The organism is Scardovia wiggsiae, from assembly GCF_051045985.1.
In the GTDB taxonomy this organism is placed as follows: Bacteria; Actinomycetota; Actinomycetes; order Actinomycetales; family Bifidobacteriaceae; genus Scardovia; species Scardovia wiggsiae.
In genome coordinates, this window is record NZ_CP157350.1 from 866675 (window position 1) to 885887 (window position 19213).

At 50.8% G+C, this 19213-nt stretch carries 16 protein-coding genes; 6 read left to right on the forward strand and 10 right to left on the reverse strand.

Annotation, left to right across the window (positions count from 1 at the left end; genetic code table 11):
• Positions 1-118: 118 nt before the first annotated feature.
• Positions 119-409, forward strand: coding sequence for a DUF6725 family protein (locus ABKA16_RS03660; RefSeq protein ID WP_380998610.1), 291 nt, complete (start codon positions 119-121; stop codon positions 407-409).
• Here ABKA16_RS03660 and ABKA16_RS03665 read toward each other — a convergent pair.
• The 5 genes from ABKA16_RS03665 to ABKA16_RS03685 form a co-directional block, all read right to left on the reverse strand.
• A complete protein-coding gene (locus ABKA16_RS03665) occupies positions 383-946 on the reverse strand; it encodes an alcohol dehydrogenase (RefSeq protein ID WP_380998607.1) in 564 nt (187 codons plus the stop codon). The genes ABKA16_RS03660 and ABKA16_RS03665 overlap by 27 nt on opposite strands.
• Positions 947-1010: 64 nt before the next feature.
• Positions 1011-2939 (reverse strand): translational GTPase TypA, encoded by a 1929-nt coding sequence (typA, locus tag ABKA16_RS03670; RefSeq protein ID WP_380998604.1) that lies wholly within the window; start codon positions 2937-2939, stop codon positions 1011-1013.
• 135 nt (positions 2940-3074) lie between these two features.
• A complete protein-coding gene (gene scpB, locus ABKA16_RS03675) occupies positions 3075-3674 on the reverse strand; it encodes an SMC-Scp complex subunit ScpB (protein WP_380998601.1) in 600 nt (199 codons plus the stop codon).
• Positions 3671-4498, reverse strand: a complete 828-nt coding sequence (locus ABKA16_RS03680; protein ID WP_380998598.1) for a segregation and condensation protein A — start codon at positions 4496-4498, stop codon at positions 3671-3673. Before ABKA16_RS03680 ends, scpB begins: the two co-directional genes overlap by 4 nt.
• A 130-nt stretch (positions 4499-4628) precedes the next feature.
• On the reverse strand, positions 4629-5468 hold the full coding sequence (locus ABKA16_RS03685; protein WP_380998595.1) for a ParA family protein: 840 nt from the start codon (positions 5466-5468) through the stop codon (positions 4629-4631).
• 382 nt (positions 5469-5850) lie between these two features.
• Here ABKA16_RS03685 and ABKA16_RS03690 point away from each other — a divergent pair, with 382 nt between their 5' ends.
• From ABKA16_RS03690 to ABKA16_RS03710, 5 genes are all read left to right on the forward strand, one after another.
• Positions 5851-6834, forward strand: coding sequence for an ABC transporter permease (locus tag ABKA16_RS03690; RefSeq protein ID WP_007147155.1), 984 nt, complete (start codon positions 5851-5853; stop codon positions 6832-6834).
• A gap of 15 nt (positions 6835-6849) precedes the next feature.
• Entirely contained in the window at positions 6850-7893 is a 1044-nt protein-coding gene (locus tag ABKA16_RS03695) for an ABC transporter permease (protein WP_380998592.1), read from the forward strand.
• 39 nt (positions 7894-7932) lie between these two features.
• Positions 7933-10044, forward strand: coding sequence for a dipeptide ABC transporter ATP-binding protein (locus tag ABKA16_RS03700; RefSeq protein ID WP_380998590.1), 2112 nt, complete (start codon positions 7933-7935; stop codon positions 10042-10044).
• A 361-nt stretch (positions 10045-10405) separates the two neighbouring features.
• Positions 10406-12124, forward strand: a complete 1719-nt coding sequence (locus ABKA16_RS03705) for an ABC transporter family substrate-binding protein (RefSeq protein ID WP_380998588.1) — start codon at positions 10406-10408, stop codon at positions 12122-12124.
• A gap of 601 nt (positions 12125-12725) precedes the next feature.
• Positions 12726-14456 carry an ABC transporter family substrate-binding protein gene (locus ABKA16_RS03710; RefSeq protein ID WP_380998585.1) on the forward strand — a complete coding sequence of 577 codons (1731 nt, stop codon included), beginning with the start codon at positions 12726-12728 and terminating at the stop codon, positions 14454-14456.
• A 154-nt stretch (positions 14457-14610) separates the two neighbouring features.
• Here ABKA16_RS03710 and xerD read toward each other — a convergent pair whose 3' ends face one another.
• The 5 genes from xerD to ABKA16_RS03735 all read right to left on the reverse strand — a co-directional run bounded on the left by xerD (position 14611) and on the right by ABKA16_RS03735 (position 19097).
• Entirely contained in the window at positions 14611-15564 is a 954-nt protein-coding gene (gene xerD / locus ABKA16_RS03715; protein WP_381000114.1) for a site-specific tyrosine recombinase XerD, read from the reverse strand.
• Between the two features lie 198 nt (positions 15565-15762).
• Positions 15763-16992 carry an MFS transporter gene (locus ABKA16_RS03720; RefSeq protein WP_380998583.1) on the reverse strand — a complete coding sequence of 410 codons (1230 nt, stop codon included), beginning with the start codon at positions 16990-16992 and terminating at the stop codon, positions 15763-15765.
• Between the two features lie 60 nt (positions 16993-17052).
• Positions 17053-17970, reverse strand: coding sequence for a carbohydrate kinase family protein (locus ABKA16_RS03725; protein WP_380998580.1), 918 nt, complete (start codon positions 17968-17970; stop codon positions 17053-17055).
• A gap of 472 nt (positions 17971-18442) precedes the next feature.
• Positions 18443-18823 carry a 50S ribosomal protein L20 gene (gene rplT / locus ABKA16_RS03730; protein WP_380998577.1) on the reverse strand — a complete coding sequence of 127 codons (381 nt, stop codon included), beginning with the start codon at positions 18821-18823 and terminating at the stop codon, positions 18443-18445.
• A gap of 79 nt (positions 18824-18902) precedes the next feature.
• Complete coding sequence (locus ABKA16_RS03735) at positions 18903-19097, reverse strand: large ribosomal subunit protein bL35 (protein WP_007147146.1); 195 nt, start codon at positions 19095-19097, stop codon at positions 18903-18905.
• Positions 19098-19213 lie beyond the last annotated feature (116 nt).

Here is a 19213-nt window from a genome sequence, read left to right on the forward strand (position 1 = left end):
ATACGCTGAGCGCTTCGGATAAAACAACTGGCAGTGCGGCGCAGATATCAACGGGCGGAAGCAGATATGGCTCTAAGCTGATATAAGCGGATCCAGCTTGTTGATTATTGAGTTCCGTATGGCAGCACTATACAATGAGGATATGCTTCCTTCCTATATACCTTCCGGCTCCAGGATCGTTGTACGCATTGCTGACGGCATCGATGAACACAGCGGCCGCCGGCAATACAGGGATTTTATCGGGCATGCCGTCAGCTGGGACGGAACTGAGCTGAACCTGCATCGCGATGCTTCAGCGAATGGGAGCAGGCCTGCTGAAGATATCGTTATACCGGCGCGGACAATAGTGCGTATGAAGCCTGTACCTGAAAGGCGGCATCTGTCAGCGGACGCCCCGGGAAGGCTCTGATCCCTGCATCCCCCGGCGGACAGCCCTGGACACCCCGACAGTAAACCAGCGTGCAGGGAAAAACGCAAGGATAACCTGTACAATAATGATCCCGTACAGCCACCATTGCCACACGTGCTGGGACGCATATGTAACAAACGCAGGGCTGGCTACGGCAACCAGTGCCGAAGATGTTTTCTGCAGGATTGCAAGCCCCCATGCTGTACCGCAGGCGAATATGAAATGGAGGATGAGCCCGGCATACCCTGAGCGCGCACGCGCTGACCATGCCGAAGCTGTAACTATAAGAAGGGACAGCACAGCACCGTAAGGGATGCTGTTCGCAGCACCCATGCGGTGCGATACTGTGCCGATACATGCAACGGCCGCACCGGTAACGCATGCTGCAAGAAGCCGCAGCCATACCGGCCACTGATAGGTCATTGGAAGGTCATGGCCGGCAGCAGTAACAGTACCATCCGGAAAAACAGCATACCGTCCCTGCTCTGAGGGCTTACCCTCAGGCTCCGGCATTACAGGTCCTGTAAGACGTTCCATCTGATATTCCAATACTTCCCAATGCCGGCTCTTTTACTGCCGGCCTGTCAGTTATTCCATTTTATCAGTTGCTGCTGTTTTTAGACTGGCGGCGCTTTTGCGCATTCCATTTATACCACTGCTCGCGGTCAAGGATAATTTTGCGCACACGGACAGATTCAGGGGTCACTTCAACGCATTCGTCTTCATTCGCAAAATCCAGAGATTCCTCAAGGCTCATCTGGATCGGAGGTGTCAAAGTCTCCAGGACATCTGCCGTTGCAGAACGCATATTCGTCATGTGCTTTTCCAGGGTAACATTGATATCCATATCACCGGGCTTACTGCACACCCCTACTACCTGTCCCTCATACACAGGGCTCTGCGGTTCAACGAAGAAATTGCCGCGCGCCTGCAGGCGCTGCATTGCATAAGGGCTTGCCTTGCCCTGCCTGTCTGAGACCATAGAGCCGTTCTGGCGGATACTGATCTCGCCCGCCCATGGCTGGTATCCCGCTGAGATCGAAGAAGCGATACCGGTCCCGCGCGTACTGGACAGCAGCTGGGTACGGAACCCGATAAGCCCGCGTGACGGGACTGTGAACTGCATGCGCACCCATCCGGAGCCATGGTTCGACATAGCTTCCATGCGCCCTTTGCGTGACGCCATAAGCTGCGTTACAGCCCCCATATACTCTTCAGGCACATCAATAGTCGTATTCTCAAACGGTTCATTGACTTTGCCGTCAACCGTTTTCGTGACGACCTGCGGACGCCCGACAGTAAGCTCATACCCTTCACGGCGCATCTCTTCAGCAAGTACAGCAAGAGCCAGTTCACCGCGTCCGCGCACCTCCCACGCATCCGGGCGGTCTGTAGGGCACACCTGGATGGATACGTTACCGATAAGCTCGCGGTCAAGCCGGTCTTTGATCATACGCGCTGTCAGTTTATGGTCTTTGCCCTCAGTCCCGGCAAGAGGCGAATTATTCGTCCCAAATGTCATGGAGATAGCAGGCTCATCTACGTGGATAAGGGGCATTGGCTGAGGGTTTTCCGGATCGACTATAGTTTCGCCGATCATGATATCTGTTACGCCCGCGACAGCAACGATATCCCCCGGCCCTGCTTCTTCGGCAGGCTCGCGGTCAAGCCCGTTCGTACGCAGGATCTCGGTTAAACGGAAATTCTCTATAGAACCGTCAACACGGGAAAGCCCATAACTCCTGCCCTTTTCAAGAGTCCCATTGTATATGCGTACCAGCCCAAGACGGCCCAGGTAATCCGATGAATCTATATTGGTCACATGTGCCTGTAAAGGCGCCCCTTCGGTATATTCAGGCGCAGGTATATTTTCAATAACCGACTCGAATAACGGTTCCAGGCTGTCGCCGGCAGGGATACTGCCGTCTGCAGGCTGTTCGCCGGACGCAATGCCCGCTTTAGCCGCACAGTACAGGACAGGCAGATCAAGCAGGGAATCGATATCAAGGTCTACGCCTTCTTCTACAACGTCCTGGGCAAGGCCAAGCAGGAGATCAGTAGTCTCGCTGACAACTTCAGATATCCTTGAGTCGGGCCTGTCTGTCTTATTGATGACCAGGATCACGGGGAGCTTAGCTTCCAGCGCCTTGCGAAGGACGAAGCGGGTCTGGGGCAGAGGGCCTTCAGAAGCATCTACAAGCAGGAGGACGCCATCTACCATGGAGATACCGCGTTCCACTTCCCCGCCGAAATCCGCATGCCCCGGAGTATCAACAACGTTGATAGTGATGCCGTCAGGCTGCCCCACTTTTGCCGCCAGGGGCCCTGTGTATCTGATGGCCGTATTCTTGGCCAAAATGGTGATACCTTTTTCACGCTCAATATCACCGGAATCCATAACCCGGTCGGGGACTTCCTCCCGTTCTGAAAAAACGTGCGCCTGCTGAAGCATGGCATTAACGAGAGTCGTTTTGCCATGGTCAACGTGGGCAACGATTGCAACATTACGGATATCAGAACGAGTTACCATATTTCCCTTACCTGCTACTTACCTGTTTATTCCTATATCGTGCTTACAGTTATCTGGTGTATTCTGTATGGCATGCGCCAAGCTCAAAACCAAAGAAAAGGATACAGTCGGCACCTGACAGGCATAGCTTTTCTTCTAAACTGAACTGCCTCTCTCCTGTTCGGCTGCACTTACTGATTCGCTGACCGTCTGCGGAAGGAAAGGCGCCAGCGAAGGCAGTTCGGAAAGGGACCGGATACCCATTTTATCAAGGAAAAGCCCGGATGTAACGAGCAGGGCTGCGCGTGATTCCTCATCCTCCCCGTGTTCCCGGATAAGCCCGCGCACGGTAAGGGAACGGATCACCCCGTCCGAGCTGACCCCGCGTATCGCTGTTATCTGAGCCCTTGTTATGGGCTGTTTATAAGCAACTATAGCAAGCGTTTCCAGCGCAGCCTGCGACAGCCGTGCTGTCTGCCCATCAGTGACGAAAGCTGAAACAGCATTCTCAAACTCCGGCCGGTTCGCAAGCTGCCATCCCCGGGACGTCATAAGCAGCTCGAACCCCCTGCCTTCATCATCGTAGCTCTGCGCGAGGCCGCGCAGTATCTCGTCAGCACGCGCCTCAGAAATATCAAGGGCGCGCGCCATCTGCTCAGAACTGACCGGGTTATCTGCAACCATCAGTATGGCCTCCATACAGGGCCTGAGGGAACCTGGTGCAGCCTCTGCCGCAGGCATATCTGCATCGCTCATGCAAAGTCCTCCTCGCTCATGGCAACAGCATTCACAATTGTTTCCGTATCGTTATCGGCGATCCATCGCACGTGCAGGCTCTCAAATGGTCCTGACTGCCTGAACTGCAGTACTCCCTGCTTGAAGAAGGCAAGAAGGGCCAGGAACCGCGCAACTATTTCTATTGTTTCCTGTGCATCGGCGATAAGCTCATCAAAAGTCACATCTGTTTTGTCCCCTGCAGAACGCAGCCTGTCACGGACTATGGCAGCCTGGGCCCTTAAGGAGACCATCGGCACATGCAGCTGGTCAACGCGCACTTCCTTGAGCGGAGCATTGGCAATCGCCTCAGCAGCGATCTGCGCCAGCGCCTGGGGCGTCACAGACCATGCAAGCTGCGGAAGCATTGCGGCGATCGTACTGTCCATATATCCAGGATGCATAAAACGCCCTGAATTTGCTGCGATAGAGACACGGAAATCTTCGCCGGCCTGCTTAAAAGCCCTGTACTGGAGAAGCCTGGCGAACAGGAGATCCCTTTCACGCAGGGCTTCCATGCTCTGGTCAAACGGGCCGTTATCACTGCTTCCCGGCAGAAGGCTCGCGCTTTTGGCCTCCACAAGGATCGAAGCTATATCAATGAATGAGCTTACCTGGTCAGCATCTAAGGCCATATCAAGTTTGGAAACGTAGGAGAGGAAGTCTTCTGTTATCAATGCAAGCGATATTTCTGACAGCTCCAGTTTTTTCTGTGCGAGCAGGCTCAGCAGCGCATCAAACGGCCCCTGATAAGCATCAAGGCTTACAGTAAATCCGGAAGATATCCCAGTTTCTTCTAAGGCCACGGTCCTCCAACGCTAAAATAATCATGTCTGCCCGGCAGTTTCGACAGCTCATATCCACCCAGGATCATCTCAAAATATGAGACGGATCACGGAAGATACATATATTTCCAAACAGTTATGCAAATACAGGTTACGCAACGATCCCCTCAGCAATTATCTCACGGGCAACTTCACGGTACTCTTTCGCTGTCCGATGCTCAGGGGCGAACATGGTGATAGGTGCAGCGGCTACAGTCGCATCAGGCAGTTTGATTGACCGCGACACAACGGAATGGAAAACTTTTTCCTGGAATGCTTCATAGATACGCTGTACGACTTCCTGCGAATGGATAGTATTGGTATACATCGTTATGAGCACACCATAGATCTCCAGGTCGGGGTTGATCCTGCTGCGTACTTTCTCTATAGACTGCATCAGCAGGGCTACCCCGCGCAGCGCAAAGAACTCAGCAGCCACGGGGATAATAACACCATCTGCTGCGGTCAGGGCATTGACTGTAAGCAGCCCCAGCGATGGCTGGCAGTCAATAATGATCACATCGTATTCATTCTTCAGCTTCCGCAAAGTCCCTGCCAGCACCTGTTCACGTCCGACTTCAGTCACCAGCTGCACTTCGGCAGCAGACAGGTCAATATTGGCAGGGATAATATCGAGGTTAGGGAAACGGGTACTGACTACTACATCGTGGACATCCATATCCGGATCAAACAGTGCCGTATATATTGTATTTTCAATCTGGTTCGCGTTGATCCCCAAAGCGACCGTTGCCGCCCCCTGAGGATCGAAATCTACAATAAGGACTTTGCGCCCATACTGGCTAAGTGCGCCCGCTATATTAACAGAGCTGGTCGTTTTACCTACTCCGCCTTTCTGATTGCACATAGCCACGACCCTTGCAGGCCCGTGCTGTTTCAAGCTGTCGGGCGCGGGAAAAGTGTTGTAGTCGCGTCCAAGCATATCTATAGGCATACTGTAACTGTACCAATAACTCTTGTCTTTTGTTTTCACTGTCTGTTCACATAGTTTTCTGAGCTGTATACATGGATACTGTCAGTCCAGCAATGGCTAAGGCTGTTCTACCGTTTTCCGACACGCTTGCCTTATTCCATCAATTATTTATTAATATTATACATTGTATTATTGGTATTTAGCGGTTTATACATCATCGTAACATAAAATATTCATTATCATTGTATATTTTCACCGTTTTAAGACTCACGGTCATTGTATTATGAACATACTTTAAAAACTCAGATAGGTTAAAAGGCCCTGCGGCGCTTTTTCAGGTATTCTGACCGGCGGCCGGCCGGCGGAACACTACTGCGGGACCTTTGAAATTGAGGAATGGAATATGTTCAAGTTTATTGTGAAAAGGCTGGGCAGATACATCGTCATGCTTTTTGTGGCTGTGTCCATGACCTTTTTCCTCGCAAGCTGGTTTATGCACCCGCGGTCCAATTATGAAAGCCGTACACCGCGCCCTCCCCAGCAATCCATTGAAACCTCCCTCAACAATGCAAACCTTAACGACAAGACCAATATCTTCGTACGGTACTGGCGCTGGCTGACAGGTGTCATTACCCGCTGGGACTGGGGGCAGAGCCCAAGCGGGCAGCGGATCAACAGCATTATGGCCCCCCGTATCCTTGCTTCCGTTGAACTGGTCACCCTCGCAACAGTGCTCAGTATTATTATCGGTATTGCAATAGGCGTCTATACTGCAATGCGGCAGTATAAATGGCAGGATACAGTATTTACCGGCCTTGCATCTGTACTGATGTGCATCCCTGTCCCTGTCCTTGCGCTGCTCCTTATCTTTTTCTTCATCAATATCAATACGTGGGCCGGCCATACCCTTTTTTACGTGACCGGACTGTCCTCCTACACAGGCAACAACCCGTTCGAATGGTTCATAGATTTCTGCCAGCATATCTTTATCCCGACGCTGGTACTGACAATCGTCGGCTCCGTGGGATACCACGTTTCCCAGCGTACCTATCTCCTTGATGAGATCAGGGCCGATTACGTGCGTACTGCACGTATGAAGGGCCTAACACGCAAGCAGGCTATCCGCAAGCATGCACTGAGGGCTTCATTCATCCCCACGGCAATGGGTATCGCATACTCTATTGCAGGCGTGTTTACAGGGGCCACACTTACTGAAACGATGTTCGGCATAGAAGGTATGGGCAAATATTTTATCAATGCGCTGAATAACAACGATATCTACGGCTCGGTAGCATATATGGCTTTTGCCGGTGTAACCACACTGGCCGGGGCACTCCTTGCGGATATCGTGGCTGCGCTTCTCGACCCCCGGATACAGATGAGCTAGGTGACAGGAGGAATTATGGCAGATACTATAAAAGATGGGAACGAACCCATGGCTGAGAATACCCAGCCTTCCGGCCAGGAGGCACAGGCTTCTCTGGATGAAGTAGCCGACAACCGGCAGGTAGTCAATGCCCTCGAAGAGATCAAGGCTGAGCAGGCCATTGAAGCAGAAAACGGCGGCAGTACAGTCAAACACATTGGATACTGGCGACTTATTGCCCGCCGGTTCTTCCGGCAGCCCCGGGCTATTATTGGTGTTACAGTTTTCGTGCTTCTTATCCTCCTCGCCCTTTTTGGAAACAAAATCGCCAGATATGCCTACGATGATCCCGACTTCGCAGCATTAGCTTCACCTCCGAGCGCTGACCACTGGCTCGGTACCGATTCCACGGGTGTCGACATGTTTGCTGCGCTGTGCCATGGCTTGGGACGGTCCCTGACTATCGGTGTGCTGTCCGCCCTTGCCACCACTGTTATTGCTGCTATTTTTGGCTGTGCTATCGCATATTTCCGGGGTACCTTTGAAAAAATCGGCATGTGGATACTGGATACGCTTATGGTCATCCCAAGCTTCCTCCTGATCGCCCTTATCGTCCGCGCTGCAAATGCGTCTGCAGGCTGGCTGTGGCTTGTTGTCGGCATGTCGGCTTTTGGTTGGATCGGGCTCGCCCGTACTATACGGACCGTTGCCCTGTCCCTTCGCGAACGCGATTACGTCAAAGCAGCGAAGTACATGGGGGTCAACTCCTTCACGGTTATTATCCGGCATCTTATCCCTAACCTTGCCTCTATCATTATCCTCAATTTTATCCTGGGGATCATCAGCTCCATCGGGTCTGAAACAGGCTTGAGCTTCCTCGGCCTGGGTATCAAGCTGCCTGATACGTCGCTGGGTACCCTTCTTTCAGGCGGACAGGCGACTATCCAGACATCCCCATGGATCGTCGGTTTCCCATCGTTAACACTGATAGTATTGTGCGTTACCCTGATGATGATCTCGGATGCCCTGCGCGATGCGGTAGACCCCCGCTCTGGTGCTTCCGGACAGGTATCGGTCTGAAATTGAAATAAAGTAATTAAGGCTTAGGAGTGAATACCAATGACACATGCAACTGAGATAAATCCGGATCCCTCAGGAATCGATGCGGAGACTGACAATGAAGGGTTCCGCAAAACGGATGAGATCGAAATAGTCCGCGATGATACCCTCGAATACGAGTACCGCGAGGCTGAAGGCCCTAAAGGTGCGCCCCAGGGTGACCCTGTTATGCAGATACGCGATCTCAATGTATCCTTTGCTTCCGAAGCTGGGGCTGTAAGGGCCGTACGGGGACTTAATTTTGACTTATGGCGCGGACGCACGCTTGGCATCGTAGGTGAATCCGGTTCAGGAAAGTCTGTCACAGCCCTTTCCCTTATAGGCCTTCTGGATGAAAATGCCAGCATCAGCGGATCCATAACGCTTGACGGGGAAGAGCTGGTCGGCAGGACTGACCAGGAGATGTCGGAGATCCGCGGCGAACGTATTTCCATGATATTCCAGGATCCCCTGAGCGCACTGAGCCCTATGTTTTCTATTGGCGACCAGCTTGCAGAAGCTTTGCTCATCCATCATCCTGACATGCCGAAGGAAGCCGTGCATGACCGCTGTATAGAACTCCTCGGGCTTGTCGGCATTGATGACCAGGAGAAACGCATGCTGTCGTTCCCGCATGAATTTTCAGGGGGTATGCGCCAGCGCGTTATGATTGCTATCGCTATTGCTAATAACCCCGATGTGATCATTGCCGATGAACCTACTACAGCCCTTGATGTGACCATCCAGGCGCAGGTGCTGGACCTGCTTGCTGTTGCGCAGCGTGAAACCAATGCAGCAGTTGTCCTTATAACCCATGATCTTGGTGTTGTTGCCGGCACTGCAGATGATATCCTCGTTATGTATGCAGGCAAGGCTGTTGAACGTGCAAGCGTTGACAAGATTTTCGCCAACCCTACGATGCCATACACCATGGGCCTTCTGGGCGCGGTCCCCAAACCGCATATGCCGGCCAGCCAGCGTCTTGTACCTATTAACGGGAACCCTCCTTCACTTGTAGCCATACCTGCGGGATGCCCCTTCTCCCCCCGCTGCCCGCTGGCAACAGAAGAGTGCCATCAGACCGAGCCTGAACTCAGGCTTGCCGAGGAGGGTACCGGACACCTCGTTTCATGCCACAAGATCGAAAAGATCCATAATGAGCATCTTACATATAAAGAGGTGTTCCCCGCGCCCGAAGACCTTCCGGCGAAATGGGCAGATGTCCCGCGCAACGAACGCCCTGTAGTCCTGTCTGTCAAAGACCTTACCAAGACGTTCCCTATTACCAGCGGAGGGTCTTTCGGACGGGTCATCGGCAAACTCGCCGCAGTTGACCACTCCACTTTTGACATCCATGAGGGCGAGACCCTTGCGCTTGTCGGCGAATCAGGATCGGGAAAATCTACCACGCTTACCCAGATCGTAGAGCTGAAGAAGCCTGAAGAGGGCTCTATAACTATTATGGGCAAGGATATTTCTACCCTTAAGCGCAAAGAACGCAAAGACCTTCGTAAAGAGGTGCAGGTAATTTTCCAGGATCCGCTGAGTTCGCTTGACTCACGTATGACTGTATACGATGTCCTTGCAGAACCGCTTAATGCGCAGCACTGGAATAAGAAGGATATCAACAGCCGTATCGGCAAGCTGATGACTATGGTAGGGATCAACCCTGATTATGTGGACCGGTTCCCTACCCAGTTCTCCGGCGGGCAGCGCCAGCGCATCGCTATTGCCCGTGCCCTGGCAACAAACCCAAAGCTGTTGCTGCTTGATGAACCGATTGCCTCGCTTGATGTATCCATCCAAGCAGGTGTTATCAACCTTCTTGAGGATCTGCAGGCACAGCTGAAGATCGCTTACCTTTTCGTTGCCCATGACCTGGCAGTCATCCGCCACATCTCGGACAGGGTTGCTGTTATGTACCATGGTGTGATCGTTGAACAGGGCGAAACAGAGGATGTATTCAGCAACCCTCAGCATCCGTATACCAAAGCCCTCCTGTCGGCCATCCCTATCCCGGACCCTGTTATTGAACGCAGCCGCGAACGGTATGTTTTCGAGGACGGCAACCTCCGTAAAGTTGAATCTTTCAGCAGTACTCTGGGGCTGGCACAAAAGCATACAGAGGCGTAGTCCCCACAGCAGGGCAGGCTCGATTCATCAAATATCTGCAGAAGCTGGCGCATCCCCGGGCAGGGGATGCGCCAGCCCTGTCTTATAAATACTTGTTATACATTTATCCATCATATCGTTATAAATTTAACTGATTGACCCGTGCAGGCGGGGAACGGAAAACCTAAGGATATCAACGATCTTATAATGATCCTTATAATTTTCATACCGAATAATTATATTTTTTAATATATCCTGTATTCCATGTTGTTGCATTAATTATGTATACTTAAGAGGTCAAGTCTCATGCAGCAATTGCAGTCCCATCTGTTTTTGCGCCATGTCTCAGACGTAATATCATTTTCTAGAAGGAATGAATTATATGAAGAAAAATTTAATAATCTCACGGATAGGTGCTGTTGCTACTTCTGTAGTTATGATTGCTGCTCTGGCTGCATGCGGGAACAGCAATTCAGGTACCGGTTCGTATGCAACTCAGCCTGCTGACGGGACTCCAAGCACTTACACAGGCAAGCTCCCTATGCCTGAAGCCAATGGTATCTACAACAATCCGCAGCCCCGTGAGAAACTGAAGGACGGCGGTTCAGCAACTTTTTCCCTTTCCTCGGCGGGACCGGACTGGAACTATTTCAGTGTCAACGGCAATACGGTAGATATAAATACTCTGTGGCGCTACTACATGCCCGAGCTGTGGATATCGAATGCCGATGGTTCAAAGCTGACGCCAAACTCGAACTATATCACCTCATACGATGAAAAGACCGTAGATGGCAAACAGACCATCACCATAACGTTCAGCCCTAAAGCAAAATGGAATGACGGCACTGATATCGACTGGACTGCAGTTGAGGCTGCGTGGAAGGTACGCACAGAGAACGGCTACACTCCATCAAGCACAGATGGATGGGATCAGGTAGAGAGCGTCAAGCAGGGCACATCTGCGAAACAGGCCGTGATCACGATGGCTAAGCCATATTACCCGGCTAATACTTTTGTTGACATCTACCACCCGAAGGCTGCAAGTGTGGATACTTTCACCAAGGGCTGGATCGATAACCCTCATAACGAGTGGGGTGCAGGGCCTTACATTGTCGATTCGCGTTCTGATTCCCAGGTAGTTTTTAAGCCCAATCCAAAGTGGTGGGGCAACAAACCTAAGCTGACAACAGTGACTTACAAGATACTGGAAAACCAGGCTGAGATCAATGCATTCAAAAACGGCGAGATCGATGCCGCCAGTGTAGGGTCTAAGGATAAGCTTGCTACAGTCCACACTATCAAAGATGCACAGATCCGCAGAGGTTTTGGATCTTCTACAGCTGCATACCAGCTGAATACCACAAAAGACAGCCTTAAGGATATCGCTGTACGCAAGGCATTCAACCAGGCGCTGGACCGCAGCCAGCTCGTGAAGATCGTTTATGCCGGGCTTGACTGGACTGAAAACACTCCGGGGTCCCTGCTTGTAGCTCCTTACCGAAAGGGCTACGAAAACAATATGCCTAAAGATTCCGGTTTCAGCACTGCAAACGCTAAGAAAACACTTGAAGGTGCCGGATACACAATGGGATCCAATGGGTATTATCAGAAGAACGGTAAAGACCTGTCCATTACGTATACCGATTTCTCTGATTCTGCGACAACAAAAGCAATTGCCCTGGCTGTTCAGAAGATGATGAAGAATGCGGGTATCAAGCTGAATATTGATATCAAAGGCTCTTCAGAGTTTTCCACTGTACTCAACAGCGGCAACTGGGAAATCATAGCCATGAGTTGGCAGTCGGGAAGCCCTTACGGGTACGTGGGAGGCAAGCAGATTTATGGGAGCCAGTCGGAAAGCAATGTTTCCCATGCCGGTAATGCTTCTATCGACTCAGCTTTTGAAGAGGTGCCTACTATTAGCGATCCAAGCAAGCAGCTCAGTGCCTTCAATAAAGCTGAGAAAAAGGCTCTTGCACTGTACGGGCAGCTCCCCATATGGAGCGGCCCGACCATGGGTGTGTATAAGAAAGGGCTTGCTAACGTAGGCCCTGCACGTTACCTGACAGTCCTCCGTGAAGATGTGGGCTGGATGAAGTAACTTCCCATAAGCTAAAGGACAGTTTTGCTATAAGACTGTTCCGGCTTAAGGCGGGCAGCAAGTTTGCTGCCCGCCTTTTTATTTCCTCTTCTGTCAAGCTTCAGTCCCGGGCATTTTCCACTGGTTGGGGGGGGGGGGGGGATCAGAGTATCAATCTCAATCCGTTTCGGCATACTGCTTTATACATTGTCTCAAAATATGGAATTATATTTCGTGCAAATACTATAACTCTTTATAAGTACAATTTATAACATCCTTAAAATTATTCATTGATCAGCTATCGTCATCCATATCATCTCTTCAGAAACCGTTTTCCCCTTATTTTCCAATCTATTAAAGCAATGTACGGTTTGCTCTGTCCCGCCCAGGTCACACAGATCATATGCGAAAATCTCAGAAATAATATCGATTTATATACAAAATAGATTAATATTTATCTGATTTTTATACAAGAAAATAACCGAAATCTATATTTTGATATTTACAAATTCGTTCTTATATATAGAATACCAACTACTGCGACGTTGACTAAAGGATAACGATACGCTTATCCGTAGTAATACGTATGCATAAATGTTATACATAATGGAAGGAACGGGCAATGAGGAAAACATCTGTACTCGTCAAATGCGGTGCTGTTGCAGCATCAACGGCCGCCATACTTGCTCTGGCTGCGTGCGGGAATTCAGGCGGCACTAATTCCGGGCAATACAAGACCCAGCCTGCATCAGGTATACCGGTCACCTATTCCGGCAAGCTCCCAATGCCAGATAAAACAGGTGTCTATAATAATCCCAAATCCCGCGACCAGCTTAAAGATAATGGGACAATCACCTACTCCACTGTTGAGCTTGGTCCGGACTGGAACAATCTGAGCGTTAACGGGAATACCTCATATATGCAGACTATGTGGAGCTACTACATGCCTAAGCTGTGGATATACAATGCGGATGGCTCAAAAGTAACCCCGAACAAGAATTACCTTACCGATTACAACGTGGCAACAGTCAACGGAAAACAGACCATCACGCTGAACTTCAACCCTAAGGCAAAGTGGAACGACGGCACTGATATCGACTGGACTGCCGTCCAGGCATATTACACCGTGCAGAGCGGGCAGAACCAGGATTATACACCTGCATCTACAACGGGCTGGGAACAGGTGGAAAGCGTCAAGCAGGGCACCTCGGCAAAGCAGGCCGTAATCACCATGAAGACCCCCTACTATCCTGCCTATTCATTCATTGATATCCTCCACCCGAAGGCTGCAAATGTAGCGACGTATACAAACGGCTGGGTAAACAACCCTCATGACACCGATTTCGGCGCCGGCCCCTACATTATTAAATCCAGAAGTGATTCGCAGATAACTTTCACTCCAAACCCGAAGTGGTGGGGAGATAAACCGAAGATGACGACAGTCACCTACAAGGTGCTCTCCGACCAAGCTGAGATCAATGCCTTCAAAAATGGGGAAATCAACGCGGCAGGGCTGAGTTCTGCAGATGATATCCGTACTGTGAAAAGTGTTGCAGGGGCGACGATCCGCCGCGGCTGGGCTTCCCGGGTGCGCGTTTTCGAAATCAATACGAAGAACGCTACCCTGAAGGATATAGCGGTGCGTAAAGCATTCGTCCAGAGCATCAACCGCAAGGAGCTTGCGAAGATTGCATTCTCCGGTGTGGACTGGGATGAGACTGTCCCCGGGTCAGAGCTTGTGTATCAGAACCAGGCAGGCTACGAGGACAATATGCCGAAGGAATCTGCATTCAATGTGAAGAACGCTAAGGCAACACTCGAAAAGGCCGGCTATAAGCTGGGATCCGACGGCTATTATGCTAAGGATGGAAAGGCTCTTGCATTCAGCTACACTACTTTTGGCGATGATCCTAAAACAAAGGCCCTTGGCCTTGCTGTCCAGAAAATGGCAAAAGCATCAGGGCTGAAAGTGTCCATTGACAACAAGCCTTCTTCCGACTTCTCCAAAACTATTACCAGCGGAAGCTGGGATATCGTGGAAATAGGCTGGTCAAGCACAACCCCCGATGGCTTCAACAGCGGATACCAGCTTTTCGGGTCTGATTCTGAGTCCAATTACTCCTTCGTAGGCGAGAAGTCAGTCGATGAAGAACTCAAGAAGACTACATCACTTGATAAAGTCTCCGACCAGATCAAGCAGGCAAACAAGGCCGAAAAGAAGGCGCTGGCGCTCTATGGGCAGTTCCCGTATGCTAATGGCCCTGTTATGGGTGTTTACAGCAAGGGCCTGGCTAATTACGGCCCTGCCGGATACCAGACCACTCTCGTAGAGAACATAGGTTGGGAGAAGTAAAACAGGCAGGACAGCTTCAGGAAGGGCACAGGTAACCTGACATGATGGGGTAATAAGCTTAACGGCTTATTGCCCCATTTTTTATATGGATACAGCTGCAGTTAACGGAATCCGGGCTTATATGCAGCTGTGGGGATTGGCCATTATTCATACACTACCGTGCGCGGGGATGGGCGCTGATATAGCTTTCAATAAGGGCCTGGGGGGATATATGCGTATACAGCTGGGTTGTCGTGACAGAGGCATGGCCTAGAAGCTCCTGTACAGTACGGACATCAGCCCCGCCCTGGATAAGATGCGTAGCACACGAATGCCTGAGCGTATGCGGGTGGACTTCCTTAGTAATATGGGCACGCTGTGCAGCGGACTGGACTATTTCCCACACAGACTGTCGTGACAGGCGTGCGCCCCGTTTATTGAGGAATATTGCGCGCATCTCCTGTTTTTTCTTCGCTTTCGCCTGCAGCTGCGCCCTCGGGCCGTCAAGGTACCGCTGCAAAGCCCTGCAGGCAAATGACCCTACAGGGACTATACGCTGCTTGGAGCCTTTCCCTGTCAGCCTTACATACCGTGATTCAAGGTCAAGGTCAGTGATATCGGCACCGACGGCCTCAGAAACACGCGCACCCGTAGCATAGAGGAATTCCAGGAGTGCCCTGTCACGCAGGACAACAGGATCCGTATCCCTGTCATTTGCCGTTTTCTCAAGCATACGTGCGACTTCATCAACAGTGAGGACGTCCGGCAGCGATGATGCTGCTTTGGGAGGCCTGATCCCCTGAGACACATCGGCCGGCACCTCACCTCTGGATACCAGGTACCGGTGATATTCATGGATGGAAGCCAGCCGGCGTGCTATTGAACGCTGGGATTCCCCCTCCTGCGAAAGCTGTGCGACAAACTGTTCAACATTCTTCTCCGATATTTTCTGCGGAGACAGTATCCCCTCCTCCCCCAGCCATACCGTGTAACGCCTGAGATCAGACTCATAAGCCTTGACGGTGGCCGCTGCAAGGCCACGCTCAATAGAGATATATCCAAGGAACAGTCCGGCTGTACCCGCGAAACCTTCCGGGAAATCCATATCCGTAGTGATGCCTGCAGTCATAATAGTTATATTGTATGCCGTATTGTGCCAAAACATACAAAAACTGCATGCAGGCGACAGGCTGCCCCAGCAGCTAATCCTGCGGGGACAGAAACCGTCCTGCAATGCGGTTTTTAACTTATACTGCCAACAAGCAGCCTATAACTTATAAACTCTGTATAAGCACTCAGCAAGCCTGCCCCGGCTATCCCACTGTGGCTAAGCAGCTGCCTTTCCCTGTGCTAACAGCAGCTTTGGCCTGCACGCCAGGAAAATGAAGTAGCATGCCGGGACTATAAGGACAAGCGCAGAACCAAGCTGCCCTCCTATAGCGTCAGAGACGCCGCCCATGATTGGAGGAAGGATCGCACCGCCAATCAGGCCCATGATCATAAGTCCCGATATCTCATTCTGGCGTTCCGGCATATGGAGCCCTGCGATCGAATACATTATCGCGAACATATTGGAATTGCCGAACCCAATCAGCGCAAGAGCTGCCCAGAGGATCCAGTCACCTGCACCCGGGATAACCGTATATGCAATGAATGCCACTACAGAAAGCCCGACAATACTGGAGCAGATTATGATAGAGATCCTGTTGGACAGCTTTGTCAGAGCATACATCCCCGCTGCAAGGCCGATGGTACGGAAAACAAAATACAGGCTCGTTGTGTACGCTGCCTGGTTTGCTCCCATACCTGCGTGCGTACCGATCAGGAACCGTGGAGCATAGGTGTTGACGCCGGCGTCCATACCGACATGGCACATAATACCAATGAAGCATAGGAGGATGATCTTGTCTTTAAGAAGCCCCAGGACTTTCCCGAACGACATATTCGGCGCATCTGTTTTTTTCTCCTCAACCTTATCCGCCAGCAATGAAAGATAAGCAACAACGGAGATTACCAGGAACAGGACATATGTCAGCCACCACATATGGAGGGCACTGCCGAGCCATGATGCAATCAGCGGTGCTGAGAAGGATGCGATCGCCTTGACGAACTGGCCTGATGTAAGCGTACTGGAATACCTGTCTGGAGAAACCAGGTTTGCGATCAGCGGGTTGAGGGAAACCTGCATGATAGCGTTCCCGATCCCCAGAAGGATAAAGGAAATAACCATCAGTATCAGCTTGACCGCTGAAGAGACCTCCGGGATAGCATACGCGATAATGGGGAAAATACAGGCAGCAATAGTAACTGCAACGGAAAGAAGTACCGTAGTGCGCCGTCCATAACGGTTCATGCAATAGCTGCTGGGAATAGCAAAAATGAAGAACCAGAAGAACACCATAGTTGTGAACAGGCTCACCTGGCCTGCTGACAGCCCAAGGTCATCTTTCAGCTGGTTTGCGGCAGTCCCCACAAAATCCACGAACCCCATAGTAAAGAACGTGATAAAAATAGGGATAACTACTGCTGCAGTTGTTCTTTTCTGCGTTTCTGTCATAAGAAACCTTCCTCTAAAAAAGTATACTATTACTGTTTCTGGAACTTTTTGGCGCGATGGCTACTCAAGCCCCTGCTCAACGACGTAATCAGGTAACTCCTCCGGGTATTCTGGCCATGCGCCGGCTTTAGTGCAGACAAAAGCAGCCACATTAACAGCACGCTTATGCGCTTCATGAAGCGGGGTACCTTTGAGTATCTCAATACAGAACACTCCGGAGAAGGAATCCCCTGCACCAACGGTATCAGCGACTTCCACATGAGGGGTCGCAACTTTTGATTCCCTCCCGTCAGCCGCAAATACCTGGGAATATTCGCCTCCTGCAGTGAGGATAACATAATCCAGGCCATACTCCTTGAGGAACCATTTCGCAACTTCCTCAACCGTCCCGGGAATGCTGAACATCGTCTGCAGCTGCGAGATCTCTTCGTCGTTGATCTTAAAAACCGTTGCAGATTCAAGCTGCTCTTCAATAAGTATCTTTGAATAGAAATCCCCGCGGAGATTAATGTCAAAATACTTCATCGTACCTGGCCTCACACAGTCAAGAAGACGCATAATAGTATCATGGGACTCCTGCCCGCGGCATGCCAGCGTGCCATAGCACACTGCGTCAGCCCGCCTGATCAGATCGACCATGTCCTTAGTGAAGGGGATATGGTCCCAGGCAACATCTTTAACGATGTCATACGTCGGGATCCCCTCGTTGAGATGGACTTCCACAGTACCTGTCGGGTATGCGTTACGCTTGATAACATGCTTGATCCCGGCCTTTTTGATCTCGCCTTCGAGTTCGTCGCCAAGGGAATCCTCACCAAGCGCACTTACAGCGTACCCATCGGCACCGTTTTTCATCGCATGGTAACAAAAATTAGTAGGGGCGCCGCCTGCCCGCTTGCCGCTGGGAAGCATATCCCACAAGAGCTCGCCCAAAGCTACAACAACGTGTTTATTATCTGACTGAACCGGATCACTCATCGGTTTCCTTTCTATTTTTGAAGGCGAACCACCATTGGGGCATGCCGCCATTCAATGAGACTTTCATGCCACTAAGCCTGCCGGCTCTAGCATACTGTACTTCCTATGGTAGTACTCCCTATGGTAGTACCTTCTATGGTACTCCTGAATCAGCTCGATTATGATAAATCTGCACAAATATTTGTGTAAGTTTTTATGAAAGGAACAGCTGGCTAATCATCCCCCACCCTATTTTTAACCAATGATGGCCGTACTGCGTACACCCTCCGGTGTTAAAACACGCAGATACAAAAAATGAAAACTGCGGGAAACCAGCAAAACATTTTTTGTATCTGCGTGTTTTACCACCAGGAACGAATACCAGAAATAAAAAAGGACCTATTTCACGGGGAATGGATGCTGCCGCATATGAAAATGGGGGAACAGCATAAGTGCTGTTCCCCCATTGATCATCTAAAATTACCGAGACGTCCTACTTTACCGGAGCATTGACATCTTTCGGAAGTGCCTTTTTAGCCTCTTTGACAATAGCTGCAAAAGTATCGTAGTCATTGACAGCTATATCGGCCAGGGCACGGCGGTCAAGCTCAATGCCTGCCAGGTGAAGCCCCTGGATAAAACGGTTATATGTCATTCCTTCCGCACGGACAGCTACATTGATACGGGTGATCCACAGTTTGCGGAAATCCCCTTTGCGCGCCTTGCGGTCACGGAAGTTGTAGTTAAAGGAGTGCAGGAGCTGTTCCTTAGCCTTGCGGTAAAGGCGTGAGCGCTGGCCGCGATAGCCGGACGCACGTTCAAGTACTGTACGACGCTTCTTATGTGCATTCACTGCGCGTTTTACACGTGCCATAATTATTTCCTCGTCTTTCCTGACGTCTAGATTATTATATTTTCCCTGTTATGCCTGTTTAAGCCCTTGCAGCTGCCCGCTACCGGTTGAGCATGGCGCTGAGTTTCTTGGTCTGCGCCTTGGCAAGTACCTTATTATCAGACATACGGCGGCGTCTGCGGGCAGACTTGTTTTCCAGATTATGGCGCATAGCGCTGCCATTATGCACGAGCTTGCCTGTGCGCGTCCTGCGGACACGTTTGGAAAGCGCGGAATTACTTTTCATCTTTGGCATTATTGCCCTCCTTAGGTGATGCCTTCTTCGCTGCCTTCACTGCAGTGCGGGAAGAGGTCTTCTTCGCAGAAGCTTTTGCTGTTGCAGATGATTTCGAAGCTGTCTTCCTGGAAGCG

Bases quoted from the DNA above. Each gene is read 5' to 3' on its own strand.
- rplT (WP_380998577.1), bottom strand. From the start codon at position 18,823: ATGGCACGTGTAAAACGCGCAGTGAATGCACATAAGAAGCGTCGTACA.
- ABKA16_RS03700 (WP_380998590.1), top strand. From the start codon at position 7,933: ATGACACATGCAACTGAGATAAATCCGGATCCCTCAGGAATCGATGCG.
- ABKA16_RS03725 (WP_380998580.1), bottom strand. From the start codon at position 17,970: ATGAGTGATCCGGTTCAGTCAGATAATAAACACGTTGTTGTAGCTTTG.
- xerD (WP_381000114.1), bottom strand. From the start codon at position 15,564: ATGACTGCAGGCATCACTACGGATATGGATTTCCCGGAAGGTTTCGCG.
- ABKA16_RS03695 (WP_380998592.1), top strand. From the start codon at position 6,850: ATGGCAGATACTATAAAAGATGGGAACGAACCCATGGCTGAGAATACC.
- scpB (WP_380998601.1), bottom strand. From the start codon at position 3,674: ATGAGCGATGCAGATATGCCTGCGGCAGAGGCTGCACCAGGTTCCCTC.
- ABKA16_RS03710 (WP_380998585.1), top strand. From the start codon at position 12,726: ATGAGGAAAACATCTGTACTCGTCAAATGCGGTGCTGTTGCAGCATCA.
- ABKA16_RS03690 (WP_007147155.1), top strand. From the start codon at position 5,851: ATGTTCAAGTTTATTGTGAAAAGGCTGGGCAGATACATCGTCATGCTT.
- ABKA16_RS03665 (WP_380998607.1), bottom strand. From the start codon at position 946: ATGGAACGTCTTACAGGACCTGTAATGCCGGAGCCTGAGGGTAAGCCC.
- ABKA16_RS03735 (WP_007147146.1), bottom strand. From the start codon at position 19,097: ATGCCAAAGATGAAAAGTAATTCCGCGCTTTCCAAACGTGTCCGCAGG.
- ABKA16_RS03705 (WP_380998588.1), top strand. From the start codon at position 10,406: ATGAAGAAAAATTTAATAATCTCACGGATAGGTGCTGTTGCTACTTCT.
- ABKA16_RS03660 (WP_380998610.1), top strand. From the start codon at position 119: ATGGCAGCACTATACAATGAGGATATGCTTCCTTCCTATATACCTTCC.
- ABKA16_RS03720 (WP_380998583.1), bottom strand. From the start codon at position 16,992: ATGACAGAAACGCAGAAAAGAACAACTGCAGCAGTAGTTATCCCTATT.
- typA (WP_380998604.1), bottom strand. From the start codon at position 2,939: ATGGTAACTCGTTCTGATATCCGTAATGTTGCAATCGTTGCCCACGTT.
- ABKA16_RS03685 (WP_380998595.1), bottom strand. From the start codon at position 5,468: ATGCCTATAGATATGCTTGGACGCGACTACAACACTTTTCCCGCGCCC.